At 56.4% G+C, this 11827-nt stretch carries 11 protein-coding genes; 4 read left to right on the top strand and 7 right to left on the bottom strand.

Annotation, left to right across the window (positions count from 1 at the left end):
* Positions 1 to 76 precede the first annotated feature (76 nt).
* The gene (locus tag GQR90_RS05400; RefSeq protein WP_199269523.1) at positions 77 to 811 is read right to left on the bottom strand and encodes an amino acid ABC transporter substrate-binding protein; all 735 of its coding nucleotides are present in this window, start codon (positions 809 to 811) and stop codon (positions 77 to 79) included.
* Positions 812 to 1691: 880 nt separating this feature from the next.
* Here GQR90_RS05400 and GQR90_RS05395 point away from each other — a divergent pair.
* The 4 genes from GQR90_RS05395 to GQR90_RS05380 all read left to right on the top strand — a co-directional run bounded on the left by GQR90_RS05395 (position 1692) and on the right by GQR90_RS05380 (position 5571).
* Positions 1692 to 2816, top strand: coding sequence for a DUF3549 family protein (locus tag GQR90_RS05395; RefSeq protein WP_158773223.1), 1125 nt, complete (start codon positions 1692 to 1694; stop codon positions 2814 to 2816).
* A 463-nt stretch (positions 2817 to 3279) separates the two neighbouring features.
* A complete protein-coding gene (locus GQR90_RS05390) occupies positions 3280 to 3741 on the top strand; it encodes an ATP-dependent zinc protease family protein (protein ID WP_158775321.1) in 462 nt (153 codons plus the stop codon).
* A 210-nt stretch (positions 3742 to 3951) separates the two neighbouring features.
* Entirely contained in the window at positions 3952 to 4860 is a 909-nt protein-coding gene (rimK, locus tag GQR90_RS05385; RefSeq protein WP_158773222.1) for a 30S ribosomal protein S6--L-glutamate ligase, read from the top strand.
* Between the two features lie 252 nt (positions 4861 to 5112).
* Positions 5113 to 5571, top strand: coding sequence for a hypothetical protein (locus GQR90_RS05380; RefSeq protein ID WP_158773221.1), 459 nt, complete (start codon positions 5113 to 5115; stop codon positions 5569 to 5571).
* A gap of 114 nt (positions 5572 to 5685) precedes the next feature.
* Here GQR90_RS05380 and GQR90_RS05375 read toward each other — a convergent pair whose 3' ends face one another.
* The 6 genes from GQR90_RS05375 to sufC all read right to left on the bottom strand — a co-directional run bounded on the left by GQR90_RS05375 (position 5686) and on the right by sufC (position 11804).
* Positions 5686 to 6609 (bottom strand): SanA/YdcF family protein, encoded by a 924-nt coding sequence (locus GQR90_RS05375; protein WP_158773220.1) that lies wholly within the window; start codon positions 6607 to 6609, stop codon positions 5686 to 5688.
* 161 nt (positions 6610 to 6770) lie between these two features.
* Entirely contained in the window at positions 6771 to 7376 is a 606-nt protein-coding gene (locus GQR90_RS05370) for a YceI family protein (RefSeq protein WP_158773219.1), read from the bottom strand.
* A gap of 257 nt (positions 7377 to 7633) precedes the next feature.
* On the bottom strand, positions 7634 to 8209 hold the full coding sequence (gene sufT, locus GQR90_RS05365) for a putative Fe-S cluster assembly protein SufT (protein ID WP_158773218.1): 576 nt from the start codon (positions 8207 to 8209) through the stop codon (positions 7634 to 7636).
* Positions 8210 to 8401: 192 nt separating this feature from the next.
* Positions 8402 to 9646, bottom strand: coding sequence for a cysteine desulfurase (locus GQR90_RS05360; protein WP_158773217.1), 1245 nt, complete (start codon positions 9644 to 9646; stop codon positions 8402 to 8404).
* Complete coding sequence (sufD, locus tag GQR90_RS05355) at positions 9643 to 11055, bottom strand: Fe-S cluster assembly protein SufD (RefSeq protein ID WP_158773216.1); 1413 nt, start codon at positions 11053 to 11055, stop codon at positions 9643 to 9645. The genes GQR90_RS05360 and sufD overlap by 4 nt, the downstream gene beginning before the upstream one ends.
* Positions 11055 to 11804, bottom strand: coding sequence for a Fe-S cluster assembly ATPase SufC (gene sufC / locus GQR90_RS05350; protein WP_158773215.1), 750 nt, complete (start codon positions 11802 to 11804; stop codon positions 11055 to 11057). Before sufC ends, sufD begins: the two co-directional genes overlap by 1 nt.
* Between the last annotated feature and the right edge of the window lie 23 nt (positions 11805 to 11827).

Genomic DNA, 11827 nt, shown 5'->3' with positions numbered 1-11827 from the left:
CTTACCTCACCGCCTCCTGCCACAACGCCCTGACTTGGCCACTACACTACGGGTAGCCGGCTATGCTGCTGTCGACTCAGGGAGTGGTGATGTCGCTACCGAACCACTTCTTGGAGATCTCGCTCAGACGACCATTGTCTTTCAGTTCGGTCAGCGCAGCATCGACCTTGTCACGGCTTGCCTTGCCTGCTGCGTTATTGAGAAATGGCAGCGCATTTTCAATCTTGGAGAACGGCTGGCCAGCAAGCTCAAGCGGTAGTGGTGTCTTCTGGATCACCTGGCTGGCACTCACACGGTCCATCACGAAGGCATCGACACGGCCCAGAGCAGTGTCTTGCTCGAGATTGGACTCGTATGTCTTGATGGTGATTTCGTCAGCATACGGTAGCGCATTGAGCAGCGACTCGTAGTTGGAGCCCAGATTCACAGCCACACTGTGGCCCTTGAGAGACTCGACACCGGTAATCTCATCATTACCACGACGCTTGACGACCTGCGCACCGTCGTAGACATATGGCTGAGTGAAGGCGAATTTCTCCTTGCGCGCATCGGTAATGGTGATCTGATTGGCCACGGTGTCGATACGCCCCGCTTCCAGTGCACCGATCAGACCCGAGAAGCTCATCGTGACGAATTCGACGTCATCACCGGTGATCTCGCCGACAGCATTGAGAACATCAACCTCAAAGCCCTGCAGCTTGTCCTGCTTGACGAAGGTGAACGGGAAGTAGCCGCCCGACATACCTACCTTCAGAGTGTCGGCCTGGGCGCTCAGAGCGCTCATGGAAGTCACACCCAAGGCGGCAGCCATCACGGCACCCTTGAGCACAGAGGGAGAAAAAACGGCTGCAAACGGACGTGAATAGCTCATGGGGATTCCTCGATAATCGCAAGGTTAGGCGTAAAAAGATCACTTCCGGTAATTTCGGGCCGCGCATCCACAGTACTGCGACTGCACAACTCAATGAGATAGCCGGAATAGGCATAACCACAAGCGTTTATATGTGATTTAGTTGTATAGAATAACGGGGTGGCCGCACATTCCCAATCATTTCATTCCTTATGGAAATAACAAAAAGGCATAACGCCACGCTCCGTAGCAGTGCACGCGATTCTAGCATGCCTGTTCATACAGACTAACTGCATGCTGCTGCGGCCAGCGCAACATAAAGATGTCATCGTGACGACAGCCTCATGACAGTTATTCACGTCTACCGTGGACGACACTGTGGATAACCTTCAGTGGTCGCGCTGAAAGCCGCGCCGTTACTGCCATTGCGAGAATTGATCAAAAAATCATCACCCCTGCTGCAATTCACGAAAACAAGAATAGTCGCAGCGCTCACTCCCCTGAATCGGCCTGAACATTGGGTATCAGGCGTGGCGGGATAGCTGTCGGATCTCATGTTGTACCGACCGCCTTGCCATTCATCAAACAGATCAACAAGCCATGTGGGAGCTGTCGAAAGGCCGCTAACGCAAGAGATATAGCCTTCTTGGGAAGGATATGCGGCCCTTGTCGATGGCGCGGGTGGCATGCAGACAAATGAATCGCTAAAGTCGCTGCCATTCGTGGCGTACCTCTTTCAGTGGACTGCGCCCTTCTCTTCGATAATGTCTCTTCGACAACTTATCTTCAGTAACCTCGATACGTATTGCACCTGTCGAACTCAACAGTAGCGGTGAGCTTCATGACCCCTCTCTCCTCCCTGAGCAATTTCTTCACTCGCACGGGTGCCGAGCTGCACCTCTATCATCTGGGACGCACCCTTGCCCCGCTAAGCCTTGAGCAACTCGAGGCTTTCGAGACAGCACAGCAGCCTTGGGAACAGCCCTTCAAGGGCCAGGCGCGTCTGGCCTGTGTCTTCCGCCCGACCGGCGTCGAAGACCCGCTAGTCTGGTTTCTGGCGCTACCACTGGATGAAGAAGGACGTCTATCACCCGCTCAGCGTGACGCCTTCCTTGAACGCCTGCTCACGACACTGGGCCAGACAGCACTCAGCGTGGGGCGAGATAACCTTCAGAGGGTTGAAACTGCCCAGATCGATAACTTGATGCAGGATAACCCACTCGCGTTTACGCCAGACGATACGCTGCGTGCCATGCTCCATGCGCGCGCCAGCCAGGATTGTGAGCGACCGACCAGTCAGCATCATGAGCTGGCAAAACAATATCTAGGGGCGAGATTGCCACTGGAAGACTGGCCTTCTCTCGGCCTGCAAGGCATTGCCGATGTGCTGACGCGTCGTGGCACGCTGGAACCATCACTTGCCGAAGCCCTGCCCGCACGTATCGCAGTGCTGCCTGCCACACCACTGCGTGCCGTCTCGCTATGCCTCGAACAGGCGCCGCCGGCTCATGCCCAACTCACCGGCACATTGGGGGAAGTCCAGGAAGCGGCGCTGCTGGAAGCGCTCATCCAGCGCGGCCAGGATGCACGTGAGCAAGGCGACCTGGAGACGCTTTGTGCTTGTCTGCGGGCGGCGTCGGCTAGCCCATTGCTTGCAGCAGCACAATGGATTGATGCGCTGTTAGAAGATGATGATGCCTCAAGTGTCGATGTGTTGGTGGCGATTGCCGCGCGTGGATACGCTCACCTTGAAGATGCGGAACGCCTGCCCGTTTTCCTTACACGCCTGGCAAGCTGCCCACACGCAAGCTTTGGCGCCCTGGCGCGCGATCTGGCATTGATACCTCGTCTACGTTTGCCAGTATTGATGACATTGCGCAATGCCAGCCCTGACAGTGCGCTGGGGAAAGCCTTGGGCGCGTTGATGCAACAAGCATCCGTTGAGAACACCATGAAACGGCACTGATACCTTGGTGAGGCACTCACTCCCTGACGCACGACTGGCGTAGCATCACCGATGGCTTACTCACAGGGAGCCAGTGAGCAAATGGAACAGTCCTTGAGATCATGCGAATAACCCACGACACTTGGTACAGGGTCATCAGTACTGACGCATCAATACGATGCAAACGGCACCGCAATACCACGCCTTGTGTGACGCTATCGCACCAGTCCACGAGCACTCGAATAAAGATGTATCAGCAAGGATTGCTGTCAGTTCGCTAAGTGACTATGCTGCGCGCCCGCCTGACTGGAACACTCAGTGGTGCGGGCGCCCATCGTCTTCTTGGTTTTCTGATCGGTGCTGCTAGCCGCTCAACGCCTTTCATGCCGTGAGCCGATGCTTACACTCGATCACGCCCTCTGATTCAGGATGAAACATGCCGCATCAAAAGCCTGCTTCGCGCCATCACGCCGACAAACCTCAGATGCTTGATGTCAAAACGCTGAGCCATGATCTACTAGGGTTTCGGCCACGTGCCGTCGTCGGAAGACGCGAACTGATCGAGTTGCCCGAGCTACATTTGCACCTCAATGCCAAGGTCGATACCGGCGCTCATTCAAGCGCGCTACACGCCGAGAACATTGAAGTTTTCGAGCAGGATGACGAGCTGCGCGTGCGCTTCATCACGCGTACTGGTGGCAGCGATTCGCCTGCGCACACGGTAGAAACGCATGTACATGATCGACGCCGGGTGAGGTCATCCAATGGTCAGGCGCAGTGGCGTTATGTGATTCGCTCACGCATGCGCCTGGCTGGACTCGACTACGATATTGACATGACACTGGTGGACCGCTCACAGATGCGTCACCCGATACTGCTAGGGCGTCGCGCCCTACGCCGGTTGCTGGTCGCTCCGGGCGCTGCCTACTTGCATGGCGAGCCCTGATACCCCGTAGCCACATAGGCTCAACCAATAAAGCGCCACCTTTGAAGATACGGCCACCAAGAAACGGTCGTTAGCAATATGGAGATGCCAGCCCAGCGACTCTGACTGGCGCGTCACTCAGCAACAAAGCTTCCTGACAAGCGTCACGTCAGCCCTTCTCTTGTATTCGTTCTTACCCCCTGCCTGCCCATCCCGGCTCCGGAGGATTTCATGCATATCGGTATCCTGTCGCGTAATTCACGCCTTTACTCCACCCGTCGTCTGATCGAGGCAGCGGAGGCCCGTGGCCATACCGCACGCGTGGTCGACACACTTCGCTGTTACATGAATATCGCGTCGCATCGTCCCTCTATCCATTACAAGGGCGCTGAAATCGAGCATTTTGATGCCGTGATTCCGCGGATCGGTTCATCAGTCACTTTCTACGGCTGCGCGGTACTACGCCAATTCGAAATGATGGGCACCTATGTCGTCAATGACTCTGTGGCCATCGCGCGCTCACGTGACAAGCTGCGTTCGCTTCAGCTGCTATCACGCAAGGGCCTCGGACTGCCGGTCACCGGATTCGCCCATTCTCCGGATGACATCCCTGATTTGATCAAGATGGTCAAGGGCGCACCGTTGGTCATCAAGCTGCTGGAAGGCACTCAGGGCATTGGCGTAGTACTGGCCGAGACCAATCAGGCAGCTGAGAGCGTCATTCAAGCCTTCATGGGCATGAAAGCCAATATCATGGTGCAGGAGTACATCAAGGAAGCGCGTGGTGCCGACATCCGCTGCCTGGTAGTGGGTGACAAGGTCGTTGCTTCCATGAAGCGTCAGGCGGCTGAGGGCGAGTTCCGCTCCAATCTGCACCGTGGCGGTACCGCCAGCGAGATTCGCATCACGCCGGAGGAGCGCTCCACGGCTATCCGCGCAGCCAAGGCGATGGGCCTATCAGTCGCTGGCGTCGACCTGCTACGTGCCAACCACGGCCCGGTGATCATGGAAGTGAACTCTTCGCCTGGCTTGCAAGGCATAGAGACGTCTACCGGAAAGGACATTGCCGGCTTGATTATCGACCACATTACCAAGTGCGCTGCCCCTACCAAGAAGATCCCACCCAAGCCCAAGGGCTGACGTCTGGGGCAACATATGGCTTGCCCTGCTTTGAAAGACAAGAATGGGTGCGTCCGCTAACGGCGCACCCATTCTTGTGGGTCTTGCACATAACTTATTGCTATTGATGTGCGTCACATGAATGCCACGCAACTGTCGTAAACTAGGCAAAATGGTAGCGAATAAATAAATATCAGGACTTTCTGCACCCCAGGGGTAGAAAAACACTGTTTTCGCCCGCACAATCTCTCCTGACGGAGGAGGTGACCGCACATGTTTCTCGACAATCGCCAAGTGGCGATGGATAGCGTCCAGGAAGCCCTGGCAGACAGTCTTGATTATTTCGAGGATAACGCCGAGCGGCTGCATCCCGGGCTATTGAAGGCATTTGAGCCGTTCTACGCCCGCCGTGTAGAGCTCAAGCAGGCACTTGAAACCGAGACGCGCAAGCATCTCAGTCTGATGCCGCGTGACGCTGACGTCGAGCGCGATGACTACATGTGGCTATGGAGTCGCCTGAAAAGTATCGTCAGCAACGACAATCAGGTGCTGATCAACGAATTGCTAGAGCAAGAGCGTGTACTGATGCAAGCCTGTTCGACGGCTTTCACTCACCCTTTGCCTGATAGCATCGAGAAAGTGCTCGAAGGATGCTTTAGCAATTGCCGCAGTCTGATCCGCGAGCTCTATCGTCGTCAGACAGGCCAGGCCGCGCGGCGACGCGCAGGATGATGTCCTGCCGAATATGACCTGACATACGTTGCCATCAGTGCTCTCCAGTTCTGACATAAAAAACGCCCCATCCCTCATAACATGAGGGATGGGGCGTTTTTTATGTCGCGGCCTTCAATCTTTCATGGGAGCTGCTTCGTGATTCAGCAATATTGCAAGGCTCTGTCTGACGTTCGGCAACAACTTCTTCATGACTAGCAGCACGCCCTTCTCCTCACTCCGCACCACCTTCAGCGGCACCCGTGCTAACGGCTGTGGCTTCAAGAGCACAGACGTAGGCGATACATCATGAGACCTCTGCAAGGGCCATGCGAGCAACACAGGTGCCTTCATATCCAGCTGCGAAATTTCCACCGACGCTTTCACCGATAGCGATGGTGATAACACCGGAGTGGGCAACCTTTCCTGCGGACCGAGAAAACGTGGTGTGCGTCCCCAAAGATACAAATCGCCTACGGTGGCGGCACGCGCCAACCACTCACGCAACGTCAGTTTGATATTCGATGTCTGACTTTCGGATATGGCAGGGCAGCCGCTGGCGTCAAGCCCGATGGCATCTGCAATGAACAGTGCTCGGGGCAGATGCCACGGTTGCGTCACCAGTATCGCCTCACTGACACCAAACACTTTTTTCGCGCGCACCAGCGTGTCGAAAGTGGAGAAACCCGCGTAATCCAGTGTCATGAACTGCTGTGGGACATTGCGTGCCCGCAAGTCCCGCCACATGGTCATTGGCTCATTGTAGTAACGAGTACGATTGTCGCCCGACAACAATAGATTGGAGACGCGATGTAATCGGTAAAGCTGAGCAGCCGTGTCGAGGCGGGCTTGATAGTGAGGGTTACTTCCTCCCCCCACCAATCCATGAGAGGTGCCAAACACGATACCAACCTCACGACTCTCGCAGGTGAGTGGAGACGCAGCAATACGATCGCGGGTTGCCATCACAACCCACAAGTTGAGCCCGACCAATACCAACACGCCAGCCACCAGCAAGGCGATAATCACCAGAGCGGCCCGTTTTATCACTCGCTGCATCTGTTCCCCACGCCCATCCCTGCCAACCCTTCTCGCCGTTACCTGTCACGTCACGCAGGCATGAGCGCCCAGCCTACCCAAGCGACTGGCCCATCGCTAGCACTGCATCACCAGCACTATACCGACCAGCAGTGCGAAGCGTAGGCAAGTACGTTTTGATATTACTCTTCCTTGACCATCACAGCCTTCACCGCCACAGGTACCTGAGTGGCAATATCACCCAAACCTGCGAGATCACGCAGAGTACGAATTCCGCCCACCAACGAGAACTTATCGGCATCAACCATCACTGGCTTGACGGTCTGTACTAACCACTGATCGCCTCTCAGGCGCGTCACCTGCAGACTCAGTGGCAATGACTGAGTGCTGTCGTGCAGCGTCAATTGACCATCAACCTCCATTTCCTGAGTATCACCCGGCTCCATGACATCCAGGGTCGGCATGTCGAGTGTGGCGGTCATCACGGCCAGTGGATAGGTGCCTGCCTCAAAGAGCTTTTCGCTGACGCGCTGGTCACGAATCTCGATACCGGTCTTGGCAGAATCCAGATCGATCTCAACCGAGAGCTGCCCCTTGTCATTGACGCGAGCACGCCAGGAGTCGAATGCATGAGTCTCGACAGTGCTGGCACCAGTCTTGGCCATCTTGGTGGTCTGGAAGGTAAGCTGAGAGGCATCACCGTCCAGCTTCCATGAAGCCTGAGCACTGACAGCAGTACTCATGATCAGGGTGGCGGTCAGATAGCGTAGCGCGGTCTGGAATCGCATCAGTGGGTCTTCCTTGCAGGCAGGTGGGACGGGAAACAGTCATGCACGCGCGACAATACGCACCTACGGCAACGTCATGGCCAGGCGGTCGTCAGCACGACTTGGAAAACACAATGGTCAGGAGGTTCCCGATGATTCGACAACCCTGACCTTCATTGACGGAACGCAGTATCGACGTTATCGGTCTCCCGCCGATACTGTATATCCTCTAGATACTTGGCTCTACGCGCTTGAAGCGTAATGCCAGCTCCAGACACTCAGAACATACCCAGTTCGAGACGGGCGTCTTCACTCATCATCTCGCGTGACCAGGCCGGCGCGAAGACGATTTCGACATGCACCTTGGAAACATCATCAGCGCCCAGAATCTTGCGCTTGGCATCTTCAGCAATCACGTTGCCCATGCCACACCCTGGCGCAGTCAGCGTCATCTTGAGATTGACCATCTTCTCGCCGCTGATCAGGGTATCAATCCGGCAGCCGTATACCAGTCCCAGCTCGACGATATCGACCGGGATCTCCGGATCAAAACAGGTGCGTAACTGTGCCCAGACGAATGCTTCAATATCAGCATCGGACTGGCCGGCAGGCAAGTTCGGACGAGGTACTGCATCAAGCCCTAGCGCATCAAGGCTAAAACTCTCGATGAGATACATGCGACCCTCAAAGGCCACACTGACCGTCCCCCCCTTGGCTTGCATGACCTCAACCACCGCATCTTCATGCAGCGTCACGGACTGGCCAAACGGTACCGATATGCCTTCCACATCTCGCTGCAACGGCATCTTCTGGCCTTTGCCGAGGCTAGCCAGCTGATCTTCAATGTGGCTCATGCCCTCTCCTTGCGCGGGTACTGCGAGAGCCTTGCGACTCCTGCTAAAACTCCATTCGCGAAACACGCCGCCGAGACGCCAGTGGTGATGGCTCACTGCGCTGTGAATGAGGCCCGCCAGATGCGAGCCTCATTCACGTGTTTCGACAGATTGTCATGTCGGTATCAGCGCATGAATGTCAGCGCGTAGATGTCATCGCACCATCGTCAGCACACGCTCAAGCGCATCGACAAACAGATCGATTTCTTCCGGCGTGTTGTAGGCCGCGAACGAGGCACGACAAGTCGCATCGACACCGAAGCGACGCAGCACCGGCTGAGCACAATGGTGACCAGTACGAATGGCCACCCCCAGCTGATCGATCAACAGACCGATATCCTGCGCATGCGCACCATCGACCACGAAGGAAATCGCTCCCGCCTTGTTCGGCGAGTTACCGATGATACGCAGGCCATCCACCTGCAGCATGCGCTCAGTGGCATGCGTGATCAGATGCTGTTCCCAGCGCGTGATCAGCCCCATATGGGTGCAGTCCAACCAATCAATGGCCTTGCCCAACCCGATGACTTCCGCGATGGCCGGCGTACCTGCTTCGAACTTGTGTGGCAGATCAGCAAACAATGTGCCGTTCTCAAACGACACCGTACGGATCATCTCCCCACCACCCTGCCAAGGCGGCATGGCCTCAAGCAACGCTTCCTTGCCATAGAGCACGCCGACTCCCGTCGGGCCGTACATCTTGTGGCCAGAAAAAACATAGAAGTCGGCATCGATCGCGCGTACGTCGACTTGTTGATGCGGCACTGCTTGAGCGCCATCGACCAGAATCAACGCGTCATGCTCATGTGCCAGGCGTGCCATCTCCGTGACTGGATTGATGCTACCCAGCGCATTGGAGACGTGATTGACACATACAAGCCGCGTCTTCTTGCCCAGCAAGTCACGGTAGGCATTCATGTCCAACACGCCATCGTCATCACAAGGAATGACCTTGAGCGTGATATCGAGGCGCTCAGCCAGTAGCTGCCACGGCACGATATTGGCGTGATGCTCCATGACCGATATCAATACTTCATCACCGGCATGCAGCCAGTTGGCGCCCCAACTATTGGCGACCAGATTGATCGCCTCAGTGGTGCCGCGCGTAAAGATCACCTCACGCGTCAGGCGTGCATTGATGAAGTTGCGTACCTTCTCACGCGAGCCTTCATACGCCGCTGTCGCTTCATCTGCCAAGCTGTGCAGCCCACGGTGGATGTTGGAATTCATGGTGCGATAATAATCGCTCATCGCATCAATCACCGCGATGGGCGTCTGACTGGTCGCAGCACTATCCAGATAGATCAGCGGCACATCACCATGAACACGGCGCTCGAGAATCGGGAAGTCGTCGCGCACGCGCACCACATCCAGCATCAGATTATCGAGCGCGCTCATGCGAAGTCCTCATCACGCGCCACAGCCACCGCACCACCAGCCAGCTCGACGCTCAGATCAACCAGCTCATCGAGGTGGAAACGCGACGGCAAACGGCCCGCAACACTGCGTTCGATGCGTTCAGCGATAGCGTCGATACCAAGACCACTCATGACTTCATTGGCGAAGGCCAGCGTCAGCAGTCCGCGTGCTGTCTGTTCGTCGATACCGCGAGCACGCAGGGCAAAGACAGCGCCTTCGTCGAGCTGTCCCGTCGTGGTGCCATGAGAGCACTTGACGTCATCGGCGTAGATCTCAAGCTCCGGCTTGGTGTTGATCTCTGCGCGGTCTGAAAGCAGCAGATTGGCGTTGTTCTGATGCGCCTCGATCTTCTGGCTATCGCGCTTGACCAGCACGCGGCCATTGAACACGCCACGCGCACGGTCCGCGAGAATACCCTTGTAGTTCTCGTCGGAGAACGTCAGTGCTTCGTTGTGATTGACCAGCGTGTGGGTATCCACGTGCTGGCGATCACGACCAAAGAACAGACCATCCAGACGCGCATGGGCGTTGTTGCCATTGAGATCGCAGACGATATCGTTGCGCACCAGGCCACCGCCGGTATTGAGACTGACGGAGCGATATTGGCTGTCGCGCGGCTGATCAACCTGCACCGAGGCGATATGTGTCTCGCCTGTGGCCGCTTCCCCCAACTTGTAGTGATTGAGCACGGCGCCGCGTTCCAGCATCACTTCGGCGACCAAGTTGGTGAAGTTGGTCGCACCAACCTCGCCGATGTGGTGCTCGATCACACTGGCCTCGGCCCGGCTTCCCATCTGCACTAGCAAGCGCGGGTGACTCATGGTCAGCGGCTGACCTTCGACGGCGGCACGCGAGATGAACAGTGCGTATACCGGCTTATCAAGCACCGTCCGCGGGCCGACCTGAATCACCGCACCTTCTTCGGTAAAGGCAGAGTTCAGCGCCACAAACGGCGTAAAGTCGATACCGGTCAGCCGATTCAGAGAACCACCGACCACTTCTGGCTGATTGACGATGGCGTGAGACAGCGGCACGACACGTACCGTGTCTGGCAGACCCGCAACATCAGACAGTTCAGCGTTATAGAGTCCATCGACGAACACCAGGCGATAGGCATCAATATCAAGTGCCAATGCCTGCATCACGGATGCAGCGAGCGTTGCATCGTCAGCCAACTGATAGGCTTCACGACCCAGCGCCTGGGTATCAGTGTACTTCCAGGCTTCAACCTTGCGCGTCGGCAGGCCGAGAGCCTCGAAGCGCGCGATGCCGGCCTGGCGGCGCGCAGCCATCCAGCTCGGATCAGCGGAAAAGCGCGATTTACGGGCAGCGAATTCGCTTGCGAAAACTTCGCTGCCGGGAACGGACGCGGTAGCAAGTGCTGTCATTACGCGGTTTCCTCTTGCAGCCAGTCATAACCATGAGCTTCAAGTTCAAGCGCCAACGACTTGTCACCAGACTTGACGATACGTCCATCTATCAGCACATGGATGTGGTCCGGCACGATGTGCTCAAGCAGGCGCTGGTAGTGAGTCACCATCAATACGGCGCGATCTGCGCTGCGCAGTGAGTTGACACCCTTGGCCACCACTTTCAGCGCATCGATATCAAGACCAGAGTCGATCTCGTCGAGCATCGCAAGCTTCGGCTCCAGTATCAGCATCTGCAGAATCTCGTTGCGCTTCTTCTCACCACCGGAGAAACCTTCATTGACGGCGCGCTGCAGGAAGCTGGCATCCATCTGCATGAAGGCCAGCTTCTCGCGGATCAGTTTCATGAATTCCGGTGCCGGAATATCGCCCAGACCTTCAGCTTCACGCTTGGCGTTCAGCGCCGCTTTCAGCAGGTAGACGTTCTTGACCCCAGGAATCTCGACCGGGTACTGAAAGCCCAGCAGGAGACCGGCACGCGCACGCTCCTCAACTGCCATTTCCAGCACATCTTCGCCTTCATAGGTGATGGTGCCGGAGGTCACTTCATAGCCGTCCTTACCCGCGATCACGGAAGACAGCGTGGACTTTCCCGCGCCGTTAGGACCCATGATGGCGTGAACTTCACCCTTGTTGATGGTCAGGTCCAGTCCCTTGAGGATTTCCTTGCCTTCAACCGAAACGTGCAGATCTTTGACTACGAGCATGTTGATACCTTTTGCTGACAGGC

Source organism: Cobetia sp. L2A1 (genome assembly GCF_009796845.1).
Lineage (GTDB): Bacteria > Pseudomonadota > Gammaproteobacteria > Pseudomonadales > Halomonadaceae > Cobetia.
The sequence above is the reverse complement of the archived record's forward strand: the minus strand, read 5'-3'. Positions and strand labels throughout refer to the sequence as shown.